This is a genomic window from Actinobacillus indolicus (assembly GCF_004519515.1).
Taxonomy (GTDB): domain Bacteria; phylum Pseudomonadota; class Gammaproteobacteria; order Enterobacterales; family Pasteurellaceae; genus Glaesserella; species Glaesserella indolica_A.
The window spans coordinates 25,170-47,359 of sequence record NZ_CP038145.1 but is presented as its reverse complement, the minus strand read 5'-3'; the positions used below and the strand labels follow the sequence as shown (position 1 = coordinate 47,359).

Annotated in this window: 13 protein-coding genes and 1 pseudogene; 2 read left to right on the top strand and 12 right to left on the bottom strand. The window is 39.9% G+C overall.

What is annotated here, in order from left to right; translation table 11 throughout:
* Positions 1-20 precede the first annotated feature (20 nt).
* The 4 genes from pta to rnd form a co-directional block, all read right to left on the bottom strand.
* Positions 21-2,156, bottom strand: coding sequence for a phosphate acetyltransferase (pta, locus tag EXH44_RS00200; protein WP_162855782.1), 2,136 nt, complete (start codon positions 2,154-2,156; stop codon positions 21-23).
* A 121-nt stretch (positions 2,157-2,277) separates the two neighbouring features.
* Positions 2,278-3,477, bottom strand: coding sequence for an acetate kinase (locus tag EXH44_RS00195; protein WP_162855781.1), 1,200 nt, complete (start codon positions 3,475-3,477; stop codon positions 2,278-2,280).
* 220 nt (positions 3,478-3,697) lie between these two features.
* Positions 3,698-5,128, bottom strand: coding sequence for a glucose/sorbosone family PQQ-dependent dehydrogenase (locus EXH44_RS00190; protein ID WP_162855780.1), 1,431 nt, complete (start codon positions 5,126-5,128; stop codon positions 3,698-3,700).
* Between the two features lie 292 nt (positions 5,129-5,420).
* On the bottom strand, positions 5,421-6,542 hold the full coding sequence (gene rnd / locus EXH44_RS00185; protein WP_162855779.1) for a ribonuclease D: 1,122 nt from the start codon (positions 6,540-6,542) through the stop codon (positions 5,421-5,423).
* A 174-nt stretch (positions 6,543-6,716) separates the two neighbouring features.
* On the opposite strand from rnd, the gene EXH44_RS00180 reads away from it, so the two are divergent.
* The gene (locus EXH44_RS00180) at positions 6,717-7,922 is read left to right on the top strand and encodes an ROK family protein (protein WP_162855778.1); all 1,206 of its coding nucleotides are present in this window, start codon (positions 6,717-6,719) and stop codon (positions 7,920-7,922) included.
* Positions 7,923-7,986: 64 nt separating this feature from the next.
* Here EXH44_RS00180 and EXH44_RS00175 read toward each other — a convergent pair whose 3' ends face one another.
* The 6 genes and pseudogenes from EXH44_RS00175 to accD form a co-directional block, all read right to left on the bottom strand.
* Positions 7,987-11,169, bottom strand: a complete 3,183-nt coding sequence (locus tag EXH44_RS00175) for a type I restriction endonuclease subunit R (RefSeq protein WP_162855777.1) — start codon at positions 11,167-11,169, stop codon at positions 7,987-7,989.
* Between the two features lie 235 nt (positions 11,170-11,404).
* On the bottom strand, positions 11,405-12,298 hold the full coding sequence (locus tag EXH44_RS00170) for a hypothetical protein (RefSeq protein WP_162855776.1): 894 nt from the start codon (positions 12,296-12,298) through the stop codon (positions 11,405-11,407).
* Positions 12,285-13,580, bottom strand: a complete 1,296-nt coding sequence (locus EXH44_RS00165) for a restriction endonuclease subunit S (RefSeq protein ID WP_162855775.1) — start codon at positions 13,578-13,580, stop codon at positions 12,285-12,287. The genes EXH44_RS00170 and EXH44_RS00165 overlap by 14 nt, the downstream gene beginning before the upstream one ends.
* Positions 13,570-15,198: pseudogene (locus EXH44_RS00160) on the bottom strand (class I SAM-dependent DNA methyltransferase); the annotation flags it as partial. The gene EXH44_RS00165 and the pseudogene EXH44_RS00160, both read right to left, overlap by 11 nt.
* Before the next feature lie 170 nt (positions 15,199-15,368).
* The gene (folC, locus tag EXH44_RS00155; protein ID WP_162855774.1) at positions 15,369-16,667 is read right to left on the bottom strand and encodes a bifunctional tetrahydrofolate synthase/dihydrofolate synthase; all 1,299 of its coding nucleotides are present in this window, start codon (positions 16,665-16,667) and stop codon (positions 15,369-15,371) included.
* On the bottom strand, positions 16,667-17,587 hold the full coding sequence (gene accD / locus EXH44_RS00150; RefSeq protein WP_162855773.1) for an acetyl-CoA carboxylase, carboxyltransferase subunit beta: 921 nt from the start codon (positions 17,585-17,587) through the stop codon (positions 16,667-16,669). Before accD ends, folC begins: the two co-directional genes overlap by 1 nt.
* A 215-nt stretch (positions 17,588-17,802) precedes the next feature.
* Here accD and EXH44_RS00145 point away from each other — a divergent pair, with 215 nt between their 5' ends.
* The gene (locus tag EXH44_RS00145) at positions 17,803-18,993 is read left to right on the top strand and encodes an amino acid aminotransferase (RefSeq protein ID WP_208717173.1); all 1,191 of its coding nucleotides are present in this window, start codon (positions 17,803-17,805) and stop codon (positions 18,991-18,993) included.
* Positions 18,994-19,076: 83 nt separating this feature from the next.
* Here EXH44_RS00145 and argA read toward each other — a convergent pair whose 3' ends face one another.
* Both argA and lpdA read right to left on the bottom strand, forming a co-directional pair.
* The gene (gene argA / locus EXH44_RS00140; RefSeq protein WP_162855771.1) at positions 19,077-20,384 is read right to left on the bottom strand and encodes an amino-acid N-acetyltransferase; all 1,308 of its coding nucleotides are present in this window, start codon (positions 20,382-20,384) and stop codon (positions 19,077-19,079) included.
* A 249-nt stretch (positions 20,385-20,633) separates the two neighbouring features.
* Positions 20,634-22,058: a dihydrolipoyl dehydrogenase gene (gene lpdA / locus EXH44_RS00135; RefSeq protein ID WP_162855770.1), complete on the bottom strand. Its 1,425-nt coding sequence runs from the start codon at positions 22,056-22,058 to the stop codon at positions 20,634-20,636.
* Positions 22,059-22,190: the final 132 nt, after the last annotated feature.

The following is a 22,190-nucleotide window of genomic DNA, read 5'->3' as shown; positions in this document are numbered from 1 at the left end:
CCGCCCTTTATTGTCAACACTTACTGTGTCGCTTGAATCGCTGTTAATGCAATCGTATAAACAATATCATCAACCAAAGCACCACGAGATAAGTCGTTTACCGGTTTACGCATACCTTGTAGCATTGGACCGATAGAGACGAGATCCGCAGAGCGTTGAACCGCTTTATAAGTTGTGTTACCTGTGTTCAAGTCTGGGAATACGAATACGGTCGCTTTACCTGCAACAGGGGAGTTAGGCGCTTTAGAACGAGCCACATCTTCCATAATTGCCGCGTCGTATTGTAATGGACCATCAATGATTAAATCTGGGCGTTTTTCTTTCGCAATACGGGTTGCTTCCGCTACTTTTTCTACGTCTGCACCAGCACCAGAAGTACCTGTTGAGTAAGAAATCATTGCAACACGCGGGTCAATACCGAATGACTTCGCAGATTCAGCTGATTGGATAGCGATTTCTGCTAATTGTTCAGCCGTTGGATCTGGGTTTACCGCACAGTCACCGTAAACAAGTACTTGATCTGGTAATAACATAAAGAACACAGATGAAATAATAGAGTTACCTGGTGCTGTTTTGATAATTTGCATTGGTGGACGGATTGTATTTGCAGTCGTGTGAACCGCACCTGAAACTAAGCCATCTACTTCATTTGCTTCTAGCATCATTGTACCAAGCACAACCGTATCTAAAAGCTGCTCACGAGCAACAACTTCCGTCATACCTTTATTTTTACGCAATTCAACTAAACGAGCCACATAGTTTTCACGCACTTCAGCTGGGTCAATAATGGTAATGCCTTTGCCTAAAGTAACCCCTTGAGCTTCAGCAACACGTTGAACATCCGCTGGTGGTGCTAAAAGTACACATTCTGCAATGCCACGTTCCGCACAGAGTGCAGCGGCTTTAACGGTACGAGGCTCATCACCTTCTGGTAATACAATGCGTTTTTTCGCTTCACGCGCAAGTTCGGTTAATTGATAACGGAATGCAGCAGGGGAGAGGCGACGAGCGCGAACTGCACCTTTTGAAATACCATCAATAAAGCCTGCATCAAATTGTTCTGAAACATATTGTTTAATCGAATCAATACGTTCTTTATCATCAACTGGCACTTCTAGGCTAAAGCTTTGTAAACTTAATGCAGTTTGCCATGTATTGCCTTCTACACGGAAAATTGGTAAACCTGTTTCAAAGGCTTGTTGGCAAAGTTTAGCAATTTGGTTATCAATTTTATAACCACCCGTTAAAAGTAGCGCTGCAATTTCTACACCATTCATTGCAGCAAGAGCCGCAGCAACAACCACATCTGGACGATCTGCAGATGCAACTAATAAGCTACCTGCTTTGAAGTGATCAACCATATTTGGCAAGCTTCTTGCACAGAATGTGACGCTACGAATACGGCGTTTTTGTACTTCGCCTTCATTGATAATTGCTGCACCTAAGTGTTTTGCCAGATCAATCGCACGCGTTGCGATTAAATCAGATTTCCATGCAACACAAGCAAGTAATTTGAGTGGGCTGTTCTTAAATAGATTTTCCATTTCAGCAATATTATTTGTGCTGTGTTGGAAAGAGTCGAAAATTTCAGTTAAATCTGGGCGTGTACGTCCTGATTCATCGACTGGTGCATTAAATTTATTAATAATGACACCCAATAAGTTTGGATTATCAAGACCACCAAATAGAGAAGCTGCTGCATCAATACGCTCTTTAAGCTGTGCTGGTTTATCTGCAGCTGGTGCTGCAACTAAAACGATTTCAGCATCTAATGCTTGTGCAATGTCATAGTTAATGCTGTTTGCGTAAGAGTTTTTACGAGTTGGAATTAAGCCTTCAATCACAATAATATCGCTGTTTTTAGCGAGTCTTTGATGACGCTCAACCACTTTTTCAAGTAATACATCGGTTTGGTTTTTCGCAATTAATGCTTCCGCTTCACTTAGCATAAATGGTGTACCTGTTTCGGTACTTTGTGAAAGACGGATAATCGTTGTTGAACGGTCAAGAGTATCTTCACCGCTGATTGGTTGTGCAATCGGTTTTAAGAAACCTACTTTTGCCCCTTTTTGTTCAAGGGAGTGTACTAAGCCGAGACTAACGCTAGTTAAACCAACGCCAGTACTGATTGGAATTAAAATAATTGTTCTAGACATCTTTTCTTTCCATTGAAACAAGCGGATAGATAATAAAAAAATTTTGCAAATTTTAAGAGAAATCGAACCGCTTGTAATACGTTAAAAGTAAAGAACCTGCCAAGTTGGCAGGTTCCAGATATTATAATGCTAAGCGTGCTGTATCTTGTGCGATAACAAGCTCTTCATTTGTTGGGATAACGAAGGCACGGAATGCAGAATCTGCAGCCGTAATTTCGCCCGATTTACCAAAACGAGCCGCCATGTTTTTCTCGCTATCAACTTTAATACCGAACAGTTTTAAGTAATTTAAAGTTAATTCACGCACAGGGCCTGCATTTTCACCAATACCACCCGTAAATACGATTGCATCTAAGTGATCGTCACCTAATGCAGCCATATATGAACCAATATATTTCGCTAAACGATAGCAGAAACTATCCATAGCACGTTTTGCTTCTGGATGAGTAGAGTAGTTATCTTCTGAATAACGACAGTCGCTAGTTACTCCCGTTAAACCTAATAAGCCAGATTTTTTCACTAATGTTTCTTCAATTTCTTTTACAGACATACCTAACGTATTGTGCATAAAGAAAATGATCGCAGGGTCTAAGTCACCTGAACGAGTACCCATTACTAAACCTTCTAATGGAGTGAACCCCATTGAAGTATCGATACATTCACCATTACGGATTGCAGCAACAGAAGCACCGTTACCTAAGTGACAAGTAATCACGTTCACTTTTGACGGCTCAACACCCACAACTTTAGCGACTTCACGGCTCACATAATAGTGGCTTGTACCGTGGAAACCATAACGACGTACGCCGTGTTCTTTATATAAAGCGTATGGAAGAGCATAGAGATAAGCGTGTTCAGGCATTGTTTGGTGGAATGCTGTATCAAATACCGCAACGTTTTTCTCTTTTAATTCAGGGAATGCTTTGAATGCTTCTTCAATACCGATTAAGTGGGCAGGGTTGTGAAGTGGTGCAAATGCTGCAGCTTCTTTGATACCTGCAACCACTTCATCTGTAATAACGATAGATGAAGTATATTTTTCACCACCGTGAACGATACGGTGACCGATAGCACCAATGCTGTCTTTTAATTCTGCACTTAAAATGTTTTTCACGATATAGTTAAGTGCTTCACTGTGAGCTGCACCTGCACCTAAATCTGCTGCACCTTTTTCGCCGTTTAATTTCCATTTAATACGCGCGTCAGCTAAATTAAAGTTTTCTGCTAAACCCGATAATTTTTCATCACCAGAAACAGGATCTAAGATAGCGAACTTTAAAGATGAGCTACCACAGTTAAGAATAAGAATATTTTTTGACATTGTCGAAAACCTATGTGATAAGAAAAAATAACACGTTTGGGTAAACGTGACTGCATGCCTATGATACGCTTTTTACGATTGAAAATAAATTGATCTCAAATAAAAGGGGGATTAAAAACGGACAAATAATATCTAGTTGTCCGCTTTTATTTTTATTATTTAACATAATCTACGTTATGCGAAATTTAAATATCAAAAATGATCATCTCAACATGACAGATTATTTTGCTTCAAATACTAAAATTGCACCTTTATTTGCCATTTCTTTGGTTGGTACGCTATCTTTACCCATGATGTAACCCGCACTGTCTGTTGCAACAAACACTTTACCGGTATCTGGGCTTACCAACACCATACGGTAACGGTTATCTGTACGGAAATGTGTAATCACTTCACCTTGGACTTGTTGTGCATTTGCATCTAATGGCATACGGTATAACGTCCCTGTTTTTACCCCTGTAACTAATAATGAGTTTTGGAAGCTTTTAATTTTTCCATCTTTTGGATAATAGGCAATGCTTGTCGTCGCTACGGTTGGCCAACAAATATAGTCACCATTACATTTTGGATCGTTAAAATTATAGCTATTTGGCACGGTAAAGAAGGTTTTTAATGGCTCTTTGAAGTTGTCTAATTCAGCATCCGTCTCTTTTTTGCGTTCCACTGTCACGCTTTTATCTACGGTCGTACCATCATACATTGGTGCTTTTTCACAATTTTCTACTTTAGAATAATTAACGTAGCTATATGCTTGATTATCTTGATAACCTGCAATATGTGGCCAACCATAGTTCCCTCCAGCTTCAACAGCATTCACTTCATCATCTGTGCCAGGGCCTTGATCAACGTTAAATAATTTATTTCCAACAAACACTAAACCTTGTGGATTACGGAAACCGTAGGCATAAACGTGGCTTTTAATGTTTTGAATACGTGGGTTATCTTCAGGAATTGAGCCATCTGCATTGATACGCAAGACTTTTCCACGATAATCTTCATAATTTTTAGCAGCAATATCTTCAACGGTTGGAATGTTTTGAGAACGAATTTCTTTACAACTATTGCCAAACTGGTTGTAACCATTGTCGCCCAACGTAAGATATAGTTTGCCATCTTTACCGAAAATCAAACGTCCTGCATTGTGATCATCACCCGCAGGTAATTTATCAAGAATCACCGTTTCATCTGTAAGTTTTTGAGCTTGTGGATCATAGGTTAAACGTACAATTCGCCCAAAATCAGACTTATCGCCATTGGTTGATGAATAAGTGTAATAAGCATAAACGAAATCTTCTTTGCTATTTTTTAAGAAATTTGGATGTAAAGCGAGCCCTAGAACACCTTGATGTGGCGGTACGGCAAACGCCTGTTCAAAGGTATAAAGTACCTTATGTTCTGCGGTATTTGGATTGACAATCGAAATCTGTTTACCTTGACGTTCTGTCACCCAAATATTGCCATCTGCCCCCCAAACCATATCCCAAGGATTATTGAGATTATCAATTAAAACAGATGCTTTAAAAGCACTATCTTCAGTCACCACCGTTTTTACGGTTTCTACTTTTGTTGGTTCAGCCGGTTTTGCCACATCATTTGCAAAAGCGACATTTAGCGTTAAACCAATCAATGTCGCCACTACTGTTTTTTTCATACATTTTCCTTGTTAAGAGAATCAAAAATTATAGTTTGAATTGTAATAGAAAACCGCTATCAAAAAAATCATTTCATCTAAAAGTGACAAATCTACAAGTGGTGAGTTTCGTCCTATTTTTTGCAAAATATGAATTAACTATTTGATAACTATATACTTTTTAATTATTAAACTTAACTTAATAAACTTAATTAAGCCAAGGTTAATAATTGAAATACCTAAATTTAGGCAATAAAAAAGGCGCTATACAGCACCTTCAATCATTTTCATTACATTGTCACGTTTTAATTGATTACTCAAAACAACTTTCTAACAGCTGTTTTCCGTACTCTGCTCTCCACCCTTTTAATAATTCGGGCAATTTTTCAGTACTCTGCCCTTTTCTATACCACGTAAAAAGCTGATTTAACTGACGTTTACTCGCTAATAGTTCCACAGCTAAATCATCAGGTTGAATTTCGCTGAGTTTCTGTTGTAATTTTTTTAACGTCTGTTTATAGCCAGGCTCATCCATAATTCGAGAAATAGGGGCTGGATAATGTTCAGGCAATACCGCTTTACCTTGCTCCACAAGCCATAATAGCTTTTTACCATGAATTCGCACTTCATTTGGATGCATAAATTCAAGCAAGCTTGATGTATGCTTAGGTTGCTGTTTGGCAATTTGCCATAGATTTTGCTCTTTAATAATAAAATTTAACGCCAAATCTCGCTTTTCGGCTTCTTCCACACGCCATTTTGCGAGTATTTGTAATACGGCTAACTGTTGTGGATTTAACTGCCATGCCAAACCAATCTCTTTATAGGCTTTATTTGGATCAGAGACCATTTGTCGTTTTTCAAGCAGTGCATCACATTCTTGTTTAACGGCATTTTGCCAAGGTGTTTTGGCTAAATCTTCCGCTAAGGCGTGATAAATCGGCAATAAATAATAAACATCTGCGCTCGCATATTGACATTGTACTTCCGTTAATGGACGAATCAGCCAATCGGTTCTTGATGCACCTTTATCTAATTCAAGGTTGAGATAATGTAAGACTAATTTTGCAAAGCCTACAGACTGCCCTAGCCCAATAAATCCAGCCATAATTTGCGTATCTAACATCGGCTGTGGAAGTTGCTTAAAATAGTGTTGAAAGACTTCTAAATCTTCACTACACGCGTGTAGCACCTTCATCACCTTTGTGTCAGCTAATAAGGTGATAAAAGGCGAAAAATCGCTAATTACAAGCGGGTCGATCAGGCAAATATTTTGCCCATCAAACAGTTGAATTAACCCTAATTTAGGATAATAGGTGCGAGTTCTAATAAATTCCGTATCTAATGCGACAACAGCCTGCTTCATGGCATGATGACAAATCTCTGATAACTGTTCATTATTTTCAATCCAACGATAATTTATCTGTTCGTTCATAAAAAATGTACCTTAAACTTCAGGGTTGATCGATTCTCAAGCATTTTCTTCAAAAAATAAAATAATTTTGTGAGCTCATTCTCATAATTGAATGAAAGCATTTGCTATTTTATGTAAAGATTGCAAAATAAATAAATTATCTTATGGAGTAAAAAGAGACTAAGGAATTAGGCTATGAAAACCACATCTTATGATTATAAATATCAGCATTTAGGAACAGTTTACCGCTTAATTGAGCAATTTGAACTCATTTCACGCACAGATCTTGCAAAACTATCTGGCTTTGCTCCCGCATCCATGACCGTCTTAACCAAGACATTAATTGATAATAAATTTATCTTAGAAAGAACATCGCAAAATCTACCTTCTCGTGGCAGACCCGCCGTGGGACTCGCCGTATCCCCTTTTTATTGGCATTATCTCTGTCTAACGATTGCGACAAATAAATTGTCTGTGACCTTATGTGATTTAAGCGGAAAACTGATTCAATTATGTGATTATCCTATTACTCAAGAAGAATACTCAAATTTAGATGACTATATTCTCTCTAGTTTACAACATTTTGCTACGCAAATTGATATTGAACAGAAGAATTTATTCGCTATTTCTGTCAGTGTTGTCGGAAAAATAGATGCAACTCGACGCATCATTACGCAATTAGGACAGCACCTTATCCATTGCCCGATTGTAGATCGATTAGCCACACGCTTTTCTCAGCCGATTTTACTCAATGAACATTTCCAACTTTGGTTTTTAGCAGAATCTGCTTTAGGGAGCCTAATTAGCAACGACAATGTGATTTTTTTACAATTAGATGATACGGTGAATCTTAGCGTATTGCTTAAAGGCGCTCTACTCCATCAAGATGAACATAAAAGAATGAGCGTAGATAAAATGATTATGCCGAAATTTAGTGCGTTAAGTGATGAAATTGCAGAAGGATTAAATGATGTGGAACGCTATCAATTAGCAAACCAAGTGACATTCCCTGCGCTTATTTCACTGATAGATCGCTATTTACCCAATACATTGACCACGACACAAGATAAAATCGCTTGGTTCTGCGAGCAAGTTGAGCAAAAAAATGATAAAGCCCACCCAATTCTTGAACATATCACCGATAACTTAGCCTATATGCTCATGAATTTGGTCAATATTTTCTCAACAGAAAAAATTATGCTCAACTCACCGCTACTTCGCATTAAACAGCCTTTATTTGAGCAAATTCAAGCGAAGCTAAAACAAAACTTACTGCTAAGTGACTTAAACATCGATCTCGTCACAAGCCAATATGATTGGGATAGTACAATTATTCCATCTATTGCGATTAAGTTAGGCATTTATGAAGGGACATTATTGAAAGGAACTATTGAGTTCTAAGAAAATAGCACGAGATTATCGTGCTATTTTTACAAGCGGTGAGATCTAAGCAATATTTTACCAATTAACCCGTCAATTCATCTGCAATCACTTCCGCTTGTTCCAACACAAATTGGATTGCTTCATCGCATTTATCTGGCGGATATTTGAATAATCTCAACGTAACACGCACCAAGTTTCGCATTTTTGCTCGCACGGCTTCTTTGTATTGCCAGTCAATGGTGGCGGATTTGCGTAATTTATCAGTAATCGCTTTTGCCAAGTTTTTCAAGGCATCATCGCCCAATTCTCGCACCGCACTTTCATTGCGAGCAAGGGCATCGTAAAAGGCGATTTCCGCAGGTGATAAACCTAACTTCTCACCGCGTTGTAAACGCTCCGCAAAATCTTTTGCCATCTTAATCAATTCATCAAGCACGTCTAAAATACTAATAGTATGATTATTATATTTACGCATCGCTTCCGCTAAACGTTGCTCGAAATCCTTTTGCACCGCAATATTCACCCCGCCTTTATTCTGGATTTCAGAACGAAGATAACGCTCTACCGCAAGCAACCACAGATGTTTTGTTTTACTTTTCCCAACTTTATCTAAAAATTCTTCAGATAATAAACTGATATTAGGTTGGTCGCGATGTAACATATCCAGCAAATTCACTGCACCATCTGCCTGCACAGCCCGATTGATAAGCGTCACCAATTTTAACTGACGATCTGCCATATTGTTTTTATCGCCTGGCGAACGTTTCGCAATAATTGCACGCACCGCATCATAAAAGGCAAGCTCTTTCTCATATGCTTTGACACCAGGTAAAGTCCCACACAAACAATACCCCTTTTTCGCACTGCGAACTGCATTTAAAAAGACTTTGCGACGAGAGTTTTCTGACAAAGTGCGGTCATTTTTGGGGTTATTTTGGGGTTTATTTTCTTGATGATCTAATGCCATAATATGGTTGCCACCCAACATAATTTGATGGAACAACGCCGTTTCATCTTCTAATTGCAAGGCATCATACAGTTTAAAACTTTCGCCTTTTACAGGTGTCGCAAATAGTCCACGAATAATGTCGAAATACTCCAACATCTTGGCTTTTACTTTCGCAATATCCACGATAATGTCGCCTTTACCGTTTGCGCGCGAATATTCCAATTTCGCTTCTTTCAGTTCTTCCACAATACCTACATAATCCACAATCAAACCACCATTTTCACGGCTTTTGTTGCGGAACACACGGTTTACGCGCGCGATCGCCTGCATTAAATTATGTCCACGCATTGGTTTATCGATATAAATGGTATTACAACAAGGGGCATCAAAACCCGTTAGCCACATATCACGCACAATCACAATTTTCAGCGGATCATCAGGATCTTTAAAACGGCGTTCCAGCAGTTTTTTATCTTGCGCAGAATAAATATGCCTTTGAATTTCATCAGAATCGTCTGCCGACCCCGTCATCACAATTTTAATCGCCCCTTCATTCACATCATCACTATGCCACTGCGGTCGAAGTGCGGTGATTTTTTCATACAATTTCACACAAATTTTACGACTCATCGTCACCAACATTGCCTTACTTTCTACTAAAGCATCACGTTGCTCAAAATGTTGCACAAAATCTTCAGCAAGTCGTTGCAAACGCTCGTCTGTCCCCATCAGCGTCTCACGCAAGCGGAAACGGTAGGAGTTTTCGTCTTCAACAAATAAGTCTTGTGCTTCTTTCACCGCATTTTCAAAGTCACTACTCGCATCAATCTTAATTTGACGCGGTTCATAAGATAACGGCACCGTTGCCCCATCTTTCACCGCATCATCAAAATCATAAATCGACACATATTGACCAAATACCGCTTGGGTATCTTTATCTTCAAGGCTAATCGGCGTACCGGTAAAACCAATAAAAGATGCATTCGGCAGAGCATCACGCAAATGCTTCGCATAGCCCACCCGATATGTCCCCGTGCGGTTTGCTTCATTGAGTTTCATACTTTGGCTAAAACCGTATTGTGAACGGTGAGCCTCATCACTAATCACAATAATATTGTGTCGCTCGTTTAGCACAGGGTGTGCCTGCTCGCCCTCTTGCAGACCGAATTTCTGAATAGTGGTAAAAATCACACCGCCTGTTTCTCGCTTGGCAAGTTCTTCACGCAACGCCTCCCTGCCGTCTGCTTGCACAGGTTGCTGACGAATTAACGCCTGACCGCCTGAAAAAGTGGCATAAAGCTGACCGTCTAAATCATTGCGGTCGGTAACCACCACAATAGTCGGGTTGCGTAACTCCGCTTGCGACAACAATTTGCCGGCATAAAACAACATCGACAACGACTTGCCCGAACCCTGTGTATGCCACATTACCCCGATTTTGCCATTGCCCTGCTCGCTTGCCGCCCACAGCGTACAATCCACCGCTTCATTCACGCCGTAGAATTGATGATAAGCGGCAATTTTCTTCACCAAACGACCGCTTGATGTCTGCTCAAACACAATAAAATTCTGGATATAATCCAACAAACTCACTGGGTTAAGCAAACCACGCACCAAGCCTTCCAACTCGTGTTCAAAGGAAATACGTTGCTTGTTCTTCTCGTCCACCACACGCCAAGGAGTAAACCGCTCCAAATCCGCCGTCAGCGAACCGACTTTTGCCAGAATACCATCGCTAATCACAAGCGCTTGGTTATACACAAACAAATCGCCGATTTCCTGCTTATAAGTCTGCAACTGATTAAACGCCTGTGGCAAATCCGCATTCTCTTTCAAAGGATTTTTCAACTCCAACACCACCACAGGCAAACCATTGATATAACAAATCACATCAGGACGGCGATTACCTTTTCGCCCTGCAATCGTTAGCTGGTTCACCACATCAAAACGGTTCAGGCTCGGCTGTTGAAAATCAATCAAACGGGCAAACTCCACTTTTTGCTCATCATTTTCCCGATACTCCACCCGAACGCCCTCACGCAAATAGCGATAGGCTTGCTGATTGCGTTCCGTTAAATCCGTAATATCCGTTTTGCACACCAACGCCACCACTTCGTCCACCGTTGCAGACGGCAACTGCGGATTTAACCGCTCCACCGCCTCACGCAACACCGCCCGAAACACCACCTCGTCCGTCCGCAACCGCCAAGGATTTTCCCCATCAGCATTGATGGTCGAACCGTGCGTATAATCCCAGCCCAATTCCTGCAAATGTTGCAAACAGGCTTGTTCAATGGTGTTTTCGTTGATGAGCATTGTTTTTTCCTTTTTTGTTTGTCTATCCTGTCGGGGCAAAACATCTTTCGCCCCCAATTCCCCCGCACGCAAGCGTACGGGGTTACGTATAGTTCAGTGGCTCCGCCACTGGATTACATTGGGTAACAACGCCCCCCAATTATGCTTAACCGATTGCGACAAGGTCGCTGTCGGGGTTGCAAAATCTTGTGGGAATGTTACCGCTTGTTATTCACTATAAAGCCTCAATTTAAAGTCAATCATTTTTATTAAATAAATAAATCATTCTTGCTTCACTTTCATAATCTCTATCAGGATCTAACTCATATCCACAAGCTAGGCATACTCCACCAACCACATCAAAAGCATAACACTCTGGGCATTCGCTTCTGGGATCATCTCCATCAAGAATAGCTTTATGAGTTACACCTAATAGATCATAAATATCAAAAGTCTTCTCACAATGTTCACATTCAAGTTCTAAACTTTCGTACTCCCTTTTTATATCTTTTACCATTAATGAAAAACAATAAGGACACTTTATACGATCCTCATTACTATCTTTTAACATATCCAAGATAGTATTATTAGGAAAATCTATATTTTCTATTCTTTCTTTAAATTTTTTTAATCGAGATAACACTACACTTTCATTTTCTAGAAGAACTTCATAAATATCACTGTCAATAAAATCTTTTAAATCAAGGTTGTTATCTGGATAAATATAATTATCATAAAATTCAGAAAAAAGATGAAAAGATTGAAAAACCAACAATGAAATATCAATATCATTGAGCATCGTGAAATGCTCTATTTTATTTCTATTAGAAACCAAGTTATCTAATTTCTGTGCATCTATATAGATATTTAATGCTATTAGATTTCCCTTAATACCTTTGACATTTATTGTTTTATTAGGTGGTACTGTTCTATCATTTCCAATTCTTATATACATATAAGGGTCTTCATTTTCTCTTGCATAGTGAACCAGCTTATATTTGTACAATAAAAGTAAACCCGCTAAGAAATTTCTAATCGCAGATATTTTTCTTTTATCATCATCAATAGATAACTGATAATCTTCCACACCTAGTTGAATAGATTGTTTTGCATTTAGCAGTAATTTTTCTAATACTTTATTCACAGACATATTTTTTCTCCCCACTCAACAACTTCGGCAATAATAAATCTCTTACTTTAGATAAAGATTGATTTTCATAAAAATGATGTAGCCGTTTATCATATATTTCTTTTACTTTCTCAGAATAGAAATTTAGTATTTCAATATTAGGGATTAATATTTTCACTTTACTCATATTCTGAATTGTAATTTGAGGCTGAACAGATCCTGATGAAATTTCCTTCAAATTAATATTGCTTAAATATTTCTCCAAATAATACATACTTACACAACTGTTTTCATATTCAATAACTAAAGAGTTATTTGTAACAAAAGAATATGGATAACTTAATGTTACTTGACCGACAGTTCCTCGACAACCTATCAACACTTGAGGCTTTTCATAAGTGTAACTATCGTAGAAACCTATAACGCCATTAGCACCAAAAACATAAAATCCTTTTTCTGTTAATTTATTCTTAGGTAAGCCTTTTCCATAAACAATATTACAAACATCTTTTAAATATCGTTCTTCCCACCCCCACGGCAATCCCTCCTCATCAACCCCACTCGGAAACGCCTCTGCAATTTCCCATAGTTGTTGGTATTGTTCAGGGTTTGCCGTCTGCAAGCGGTGTAATTCTTGCGTGTTTTTACCACTAATCACTGCCATTGCCGCTTGGGTGGCTTGCTCCAAGGTTTGTCCGTTGGCAAGTGCTTCGGCTTTGGTGTGAACGGGGTCAAAATCAATAAACCAGCTTTTAAAAATCGTTTGGGCAATTTGTTCTAGGGTTTGGTTGATTTGGGTGTTGAGTTGGATTTTTTTGTCTAAACTTTCAAGAATAGAAACAATACTTATTCTTTCATTTCTTGTTTTCCAATCAATCTCTATATTTTCAATTCCATAAAGTGGTAATTTAGGTTGAACCGCACCAACAGTAGCTTTTCTAATTTCTTCCTGCCCAAAATCAGAAGCCAAGTAATAATATAAATATTGTGCATCTATATAATCCAAACCTGATAATTTGGCACAATTTTCGGTTTGAGAAGCATTGTCTAGTTTCTTATCTATAATACTTACTAGCCCTATCGTTCCAACTATAGAGATGATCACATCATTTTCATTTACAACATAATTTCTTATTTGCGGAAAAACATTGTCTGGAACATACTCAAGATCGTCTAAAGAAATAAATTTTCCTTTCATATCCCTAACACGAATATAAGGATGTTGATTAGGAATTGTTTGTAAATTTTCTCCTTTGGGTAATCTTTTTCCTCCCTTAATTTTTACAATATCTTTAATTTTCATACCCCAACCCTCCCAAATTCGCTTTAATCTTGGCTTCCAACTCTGCACTTTGCTTAAATTGTTGCTGTAAAAGAGCGGTCAGTTCTTGCATTTTTTCTGCAAAAGGTATGCCGTCATCTTCTTGTTCGGCGGCACCGACATAACGCCCTGGGGTGAGTACGAAGTCGTTTTGGGCGATTTCGTCTAGGGTGGCGGTGTAGCAGAATGCAGGGATATTTTGGTAGTCGGCGGATTTTTGCCAGTGGTGGTAGGTGTCGGCGACTTTGGCGATGTCGTCTGCGGTGAAGTCGCGTAAGACTCGGTCTTTCATATAGCCAAGTTGGCGTGCGTCAATAAACAGCACTTCGCCTTTGCGTGCTTTGTTTTTGTTCAAAATCCAGATACAGGCTGGGATTTGGGTGTTGGTAAAGAGCTGGCTTGGCAGGGCAATCATCGCTTCCACAAGGTCGGCTTTAAGGATATTTTTGCGGATTTCGCCTTCGTTGTTGGTGTTGCTCGACATTGAGCCGTTGGCAAGCAACAACGCCATTCGTCCGTTTGGCGAAAGGTGGTAAATCATATGTTGTAGCCACGCAAAGTTGGCGTTGCCTTCTGGCGGTATGCCGTATTGCCAGCGTGGGTCTTGGGCAAGGCTTTCGTTCCACCAGTCTTTCATATTAAAGGGTGGGTTTGCCATCACGAAATCCATTTTTTTATCACGGTGTTGCGGATTGCTGAAGGTGTCGGCGTTGCCTTTGCCGAAATCAAATTCAATGCCACGGATTGCCATATTCATTGCGGCAAGTTTCCAAGTGGTTGGGTTGAACTCTTGCCCGAAAATACTCACTTCGCTGACGTTTCCTTGGTGTTCACGGATAAAGCGTTCCGTTTGCACAAAAAAACCGCCCGAACCCATTGCAGGGTCGTAAATGCGTCCTTTGTAGGGTTCGAGCATTTCGATAATCAGGGTAACAATGGATTTTGGCGTGAAATATTGACCGCCCTTTTTGCCTTCGGCAAGGGCGAATTGTCCAAGAAAATACTCATAAACGTGGCCGAGAATATCTTTCGCCGCCAAGGAAATCGGCTTACCGTCTAGGGTTGGACGGGTAAAGTTGGTATCAGAAAAGAGATCGATTAAGCCCAATAAAATGCTTTCATCGACTTTATAAGGGCTAATGCGTTGAATAACGTTTTTGAGTTTTGGGTTGTCTTGTTCGATGGCATCAAAGGCATCATCAATCAGGTTGGCAATGCCTTTAAAGGTTTTTTCGCCCCAGATTTTGTCGCCAATGTTTGCCCCTGCAACGACTTTGATTTCGTCCCAACGGGCTTGTTGCGGCACCCAGAATACGTTGTCTTGGGCGTAGTTGTCCCGTTCTTCCAGTTCAGCATTAAGAACATCGGCAAGTTCGCTTTCACTGTAAGCGGTCGGATCGAGATAAAAATCGGAAGTGGGATCGGTGTAACGTTGTTTGATAATCTCTTGTTGTGCTGAGAAACTGTCGGAAACGTATTTTAAGAAGATTAAACCGAGAACAATGTGTTTGTAGTTGGCAGCGTCAAGCTGTTGGCGAAGTTTATCGGCGGCTTTCCAAAGGTCGGCATCGAGTTTGTTAAGAAAGGCTTGTTGAGTGGCTAAACTTTCAGCGTTCTGTTCTGTTCTGTTCTGTTCATTATACTATATCCTCTGAATTTATAAATCAATAAAAACAATAAGTTATCTTCCGAATATCGATTATTTAAACGCCAAAAATGAGTGTAGGAAATCATTATTTTCCTACACTTTGTGCGTATTTTACACAAATACTATTTCTCAATCCACACCACAAAATCTGCAACAGTATGGAAAGATCCAAAGACTAAAATCAGATCTTGAGCGGTAGCCTTTTCAAAGAGAAATTGACTTGCTTCAACCACATTTTCATAAGCGATTACTTTGACATTGGGTAAGGCAGTAAGTAGTTTATTTTTTACTTCTGTACCACTCTGCCCTCGATAACCCTGTAGCCCTGCACAATGCCATTCGTCAATTAAATGCTCCAAAGGCTCAACGATACCTGATAAATCTTTATCGACTAAGGCACTAAATACGGCATATATTTTGCGGTCAGGTTGAACCCATTCTGCAAGGCGATCAGCCAAATAACGAGCTGCGTGTGGGTTATGCCCAACGTCAATAATCACCTGTGCAAGCGGTCTATTTTGTGAAAATGCTGCAAAATCTTGTTCACTTAATAATTGAAAACGCCCTGTCATCTGTGCTTCTGAGACTGCTTCAGCAAGGATTTCATCACTTAACTCAAAAGGTAACTGGGTTAAAACCGCTAAAGCCGTAGCACAGTTTGGCTGTGGAATTTTAGGGAGCGGAACAGTTAAAGATTTGGCTTTCGATTGCCACCACAAGCGGTCAGATTCTGCTGAAAATGTCCAATCTATATCGCGTCTAAAAACGTGACATTGCAACTCTTTTGCATAATCCAAAATGCTCTGTGGGCAATCAGGCTCGCCGATAACGACGGGAATATTTGGACGGAAAATGCCTGCTTTCTCACGACCTATCGCTTCACGGTTATCGCCTAAAAACTCAATGTGGTCAATGTCAATCGACGTAATAACCGCAAAATCAGGATCGACAATGTTAGTGGCATCTAAACGCCCGCCTAATCCCACTTCCAAAATGGCGACATCCACCTTGGCCTTACGGAACAGATCTAACGCCGCTAAAGTGCCAAACTCAAAATAGGTTAAAGACGCTGATTTATGCTGTTCAATATAATCAAAGGTTGCAATTAAATCGGCATTTCCGACCGCTTGTCCTTGAATACGCACACGTTCGTTATAGTGAATTAAGTGTGGTGATGAATAAACCCCAACTTTTAATCCTGCTTTTAATAACGCCGTTTCCAGCAACTTGCAGGTTGAACCTTTGCCGTTTGTACCCGCAACAGTAATCACATAAGGGGCTGGCTTGAGTAAATCTAACCCTTTCGCTACTTCTCGGATACGTTCCAAGCCCATATCAATCGGTTTGAAATGGCTTTTTTCTAAATAGGAAAGCCACGTTTCCAATGAATCCGTGGCTTTTGGTGAAACTAATGTGTTCATTATGCTTCTTTTTCTTCTATAGCGTCTTCTACGACTTCTTCAACTAACTCACCCGTTTTAAATGGGGTTGGCTGATGGGTAATTTTCGCAAGTAAACGAGCAAGGGTATCACGCATCTCTTTGCGATGTACGATCATATCAATCGCCCCTTTCTCCATTAAGAACTCACTGCGTTGGAAGCCTTCAGGCAATTTCTCACGGACAGTTTGCTCAATAACACGTGGACCTGCAAAACCGATCAAGGCTTTAGGTTCAGCAATATTAATATCGCCCAACATCGCCAAACTTGCCGATACACCGCCTAAGGTTGGGTCAGTTAACACAGAGATAAACGGCACGCCTTTTTCTTTCATTTTTGCTAATACCGCACTGGTTTTTGCCATTTGCATCAATGAGAATAACGCTTCTTGCATACGTGCACCGCCTGAAGCAGAGAAACAGATAAACGGAATATTTTCGCTTAATGCTTTTTCTGCCGCTCGAACAAATTTCGCTCCAACAACAGACCCCATTGAGCCGCCCATAAACTCAAAGTTAAAGGAAGCAACCACTACAGGCATATCATACAGTTTGCCATACATCACAATGAAAGAGTCTTTTTCACCTGTTTGTTTTTGAGCAGCACTTAAGCGATCTTTATATTTTTTCAGATCTTTAAACTTCAACACATCTTGTGGTTCAAGTTCTGCCGCTAATTCTTCCGCAGTATCTTGGTCTAAAAGGGATAATAAACGTGTACGGGCATCAATACGCATATGATGATCGCATTTCGGGCAAACTTGCATATTGCGTTTAAGTTCTTCACTATAAAGAACCTGCTCACAACTTGTACATTTTGTCCAAACGCCTTCTGGAATTTTTGATTTACCGCTTGATGATGACGAGGAAGTTTTTCCTAAAATTTTTTCAATCCAGCTCATTGTTACACCTTAATTGTGTTGAGAAAATTGGGCGTATTAAAGCATAAAATCAAGAAAATTTCTATATTGAAAGGTTTAACCTGTTGAGCAAATTACCTATAACACAATATTTACAAATTATTTGTTAGAAATGCCCGCTTGCTACTTGCCAAAAGGTATAAATCCTCGTATAAATCCACCTATTTGCAAACACACTTAAGAGGAAAACTATGTCAATGTTTAACCACATTCAAGCAGCACCAGCGGATCCAATTTTAGGTTTAGGCGAAGCATTTAAAGCAGAAACACGCCCAGAGAAAATCAACTTAGGGATCGGGGTTTATAAAGATGCGAAAGGACAAACGCCTATCGTTAAAGCGGTAAAAGAAGCAGAAACGCGTTTACTGGCTAAAGAAAATACCAAAAATTACTTAACGATTGACGGTATTGCTGATTTCAATGCGCAAACCCAAGTGTTACTCTTTGGTGAAGGTGCTGAAGTGATTACATCAGGTCGTGCAAAAACAGCACAAAGCCTTGGCGGTACTGGTGCGTTACGCATTGCGGCAGAATTTGTTAAACGCCAAACCAATACACAAAACGTCTGGATTTCAACCCCAACTTGGCCAAACCACAACGCAATTTTCAACGCAGTGGGTATCAATATCAAAGAATATCGTTACTACAACAAAGAAACCAAAGCATTAGACTGGGATAATCTTATTGCAGATTTAAGCCAAGCAGGTAAAGGCGATGTCGTGCTTTTCCACGGCTGCTGCCATAACCCGACTGGTATCGACCCAACCCCAGAACAGTGGCAAACCTTAGCGAATATGTCTGCGGAAAAAGGCTGGTTACCATTATTTGACTTTGCTTATCAAGGCTTTGCAAACGGCTTAGAAGAAGATGCCTTTGGCTTACGCACCTTCGTGAAAAATCATCGTGAAGTGTTAGTGGCAAGCTCTTACTCTAAAAACTTTGGTTTATACAACGAGCGTGTTGGGGCATTTACCTTAGTTGCAGATAACGCAGAAGTAGCAAACAATGCCTTTAGCCAAGTGAAATCGATTATTCGTGTGCTCTACTCTAACCCATCTTCACACGGAGCAAGTGCCGTTGCGACAGTATTAGCTGATCCACAATTAAAAGCTAACTGGATTGAAGAACTGGCTGAAATGCGTAATCGTATCAAAGAGATGCGTGCAAAATTTGTGGCATTGTTAAAAGAGAAAGGCGCCACCCAAAATTTCGATTTTATCATTGCACAAAACGGGATGTTCTCATTCAGCGGCTTAAGTCCGGAGCAAGTAGATCGTTTACGCGATGAATTTGCGATTTATGCGGTACGTTCTGGTCGTATTAATGTGGCAGGTATTACCGAAGATAATATCAAGGCATTGTGTGAAGCGATTGTAAAAGTGCTTTAATCACAATAAAACAGCTGGTTAATCCAGCTGTTTTACTTTTATCGTTTGCAAATTTTTATCCAAAACTAACCGCTTGTTTATCATCAAAGTTTCTGTATAAGCACTTTAGATTTACGTTGATAATTATAATTTTCTCGTTTGTATTTGGGTAAGTCTTCTACTTCTGCTAATTCAAAGCCACGTTCTTGGAACCATTGTGTTGTTCGAGTGGTAAGGATGAATAATTTTTCTATCCCCATTTTCCTTGCGCGTTTTTGAATTTCGACCAATAGCACATCGCCACGTGAAGAATCTCGATAATCAGGATGTACAGCAACACACGCCATTTCTGCCATTTTTTCATCCAAATAAGGATTGAGAGCCGCACAGGCAATCACAACACCATCTCGTTCGATAATAGTATAGTGATCGATTTCCATCTCAATTTGTTCACGTGAACGTTTAACCAAAATACCCTGTTGCTCTAATGGGTGAATTAATTCAAGCAATCCAGGAATATCCTGCACGGTTGCAATGCGAATATCCTCCGAATTCTCCATAGAAAGCTGAGTACCAATACCATCACGAGAGAATAACTCTTGCAGGAGTGAGCCATCTTCTTGATAGCTGATTAAATGGGCTCGTTTTACCCCTGCTCGACAGACATCAATCGCAGCTTGTAAAAAGCGAGCTTTAGCAGAGTGATACTGCCCTTTATCTATAAGATTAACTAAATGGCGTTTGGCTTCTTCAGGAGATAAATCGGCTAACACTTGCCCCTGCTCATCAATTACACCTTGTTCATCACAGAACCCAATCAATTTATCGGCTTTGAGCTTGATTGCCACTTGTGTTGCAATTTCTTCAAAGGGCAAATTGAACATTTCACCTGTGACCGATGGCGCGACTGGCCCTAATAACACAATAGAATGTCGCTCTAATTGCTGTTTAATACTCTCAATATTGACACGGCGTACTTTACCGCTAAGAGCATAATCTACACCATCAATCACGCCTAACGGCTGCGCTAAAATCATATTGCCACTAACAATATTAATCACAGGCGCATTTGGTGAACGTAATGATAAGCGAGCAAAGAGATCGTAGTGAACTTTTCCCACCGCTTGTTTAACAATATCAAGGGATTGGGCGTTTGTAATACGAATATTATTGTAATAAGTCGAGGGCAACTGATTATGCTCAAGGAGCTGATTAATTTGAGGCCTTGCTCCAAAAACTATCACCAGCTTAATATTTAAACTATGTAATAAGCTGATGTCATTGATAATGTTAATAAAATTCTGACTTTCTAATACTTCGCCGTCTAACATAATCACAAATGTTTTATTATTATGTAAGTTGACGTAAGGTGTTGATTGTCTAAACCATTGAACTAATTGTGTGTTGCGCATATTTTTCCTGTAATAGATGAAGAGAGTGAAATATGTCGATATTTTTATGATGATTAGCTTAAAGCCTAGATTGGATATTAATAGATAAGTTTGCCTTTATGCAAATAAAAGAAATGAATTTAAAAAGAAAATCTACCTAGATAATTGTTAACTGCTTGTTAGTAATAAAAAATCTGCACCTTGATGAGTGGTTTAACCACTTTTAAAGGTGCAGATAATCAAATGAACAACTTTTCTTATTCAGAAAAATTATTTTTTCTTCGCTTTTGGATTTGGAAGGTCTGTGATAGAACCTTCAAATACTTCTGCTGCAAGACCCACAGACTCGTGTAAGGTTGGGTGAGCGTGGATAGTTAATGCGATATCTTCTGCATCACAGCCCATTTCAATCGCTAAACCGATTTCACCTAACAATTCACCACCGTTAGTTCCGACAATCGCACCACCGAGTAAACGATGCGTATCTTTATCGAAGATTAATTTCGTCATACCGTCTGCACATTCAGAGGCAATCGCACGACCTGACGCAGCCCAAGGGAACTTCGCCACTTCGTAATTTAAGCCTTCTTGCTTACACTCTTTCTCGGTTTTACCTACCCAAGCCACTTCCGGCTCAGTATAAGCGATAGATGGGATCACTTTTGGATCGAAGTAGTGTTTTTGTCCTGCAATTACTTCTGCTGCAACGTGACCTTCATGAACACCTTTGTGTGCTAACATTGGCTGACCCACGATGTCGCCGATAGCGAAGATGTGTGGCACGTTGGTACGCATTTGTTTATCCACCGCAATAAAGCCTCGATCATCAACATTCACGCCAGCTTTGCCCGCATCTAATAGTTTACCGTTCGGCACACGACCGATTGCCACTAATACGGCATCATAACGTTTGGTGTCGTTGCACGCTTTGCCTTCCATTGAAACATAAATACCATCGTCTTTTGCTTCAACTGCAGTCACTTTGGTTTCAAGCATTAATTTGAATTTCTTCTCAATACGTTTGGTGAATATTGCTACAACGTCTTTATCCGCTGCTGGAATCACTTGGTCGAACATTTCAACCACTTCCACTTCTGAGCCCAATGCATCATACACAGTACCCATTTCTAAACCGATGATACCACCGCCCATAATGAGTAATTTTTTCGGGATTTCTTTTAATTTAAGCGCATCCGTTGAATCCCAAATACGTGGGTCGTCATGTGGAATAAATGGAAGTTGAATAGGGCGAGAACCGGCTGCAATAATGGCATTGTCAAATTTAATGGTGGTTGGATTACCATCACGGTCACGTGCAACTAATGTGTTTGGATCAGCAAAAGTCGCTTGACCTTCAACAACAGTCACTTTACGTGCTTTTGCCATACCTGCTAAACCACCCGTTAATTTTGCGACAACAGCTTCCTTACCTGCACGGACTTTGTCTAAATCAATCGTAGGTTCACCAAATGTAATACCATTATGCTCTGCGTGTTTTGCTTCTTCTAATACTTTTGCTACATGAAGTAATGCTTTAGATGGAATACAACCTACATTTAAACACACACCGCCAAGGGTTGAATAACGTTCAACTAAGACTGTTTCTAAGCCTAAGTCTGCGCAACGGAATGCTGCGGAGTAGCCTGCTGGGCCTGCACCAAGTACTACGACCTGGGTTTTAATTTCTTTGCTCATGTTTACCTCTGGGTTCGCATTTGTTATAGACTTGTTAATTTTGCTATTTTAGCGTTTTTTGCCTATTTCCGATGCGACTAAGATCACAGAATTAAGAACAAGCGGTAGGATTTGCAAATTTTTTTACAAATC

Excerpts from the sequence above, each read along its gene's own strand:
- lpdA (WP_162855770.1), bottom strand. The coding sequence starts at position 22,058 with ATGAGCAAAGAAATTAAAACCCAGGTCGTAGTACTTGGTGCAGGCCCA.
- EXH44_RS00145 (WP_208717173.1), top strand. The coding sequence starts at position 17,803 with ATGTTTAACCACATTCAAGCAGCACCAGCGGATCCAATTTTAGGTTTA.
- EXH44_RS00195 (WP_162855781.1), bottom strand. The coding sequence starts at position 3,477 with ATGTCAAAAAATATTCTTATTCTTAACTGTGGTAGCTCATCTTTAAAG.
- EXH44_RS00190 (WP_162855780.1), bottom strand. The coding sequence starts at position 5,128 with ATGAAAAAAACAGTAGTGGCGACATTGATTGGTTTAACGCTAAATGTC.
- EXH44_RS00175 (WP_162855777.1), bottom strand. The coding sequence starts at position 11,169 with ATGCTCATCAACGAAAACACCATTGAACAAGCCTGTTTGCAACATTTG.
- folC (WP_162855774.1), bottom strand. The coding sequence starts at position 16,667 with ATGAACACATTAGTTTCACCAAAAGCCACGGATTCATTGGAAACGTGG.
- rnd (WP_162855779.1), bottom strand. The coding sequence starts at position 6,542 with ATGAACGAACAGATAAATTATCGTTGGATTGAAAATAATGAACAGTTA.
- EXH44_RS00170 (WP_162855776.1), bottom strand. The coding sequence starts at position 12,298 with ATGTCTGTGAATAAAGTATTAGAAAAATTACTGCTAAATGCAAAACAA.
- argA (WP_162855771.1), bottom strand. The coding sequence starts at position 20,384 with ATGCGCAACACACAATTAGTTCAATGGTTTAGACAATCAACACCTTAC.
- EXH44_RS00180 (WP_162855778.1), top strand. The coding sequence starts at position 6,717 with ATGAAAACCACATCTTATGATTATAAATATCAGCATTTAGGAACAGTT.
- EXH44_RS00165 (WP_162855775.1), bottom strand. The coding sequence starts at position 13,580 with ATGAAAATTAAAGATATTGTAAAAATTAAGGGAGGAAAAAGATTACCC.
- pta (WP_162855782.1), bottom strand. The coding sequence starts at position 2,156 with ATGTCTAGAACAATTATTTTAATTCCAATCAGTACTGGCGTTGGTTTA.
- accD (WP_162855773.1), bottom strand. The coding sequence starts at position 17,587 with ATGAGCTGGATTGAAAAAATTTTAGGAAAAACTTCCTCGTCATCATCA.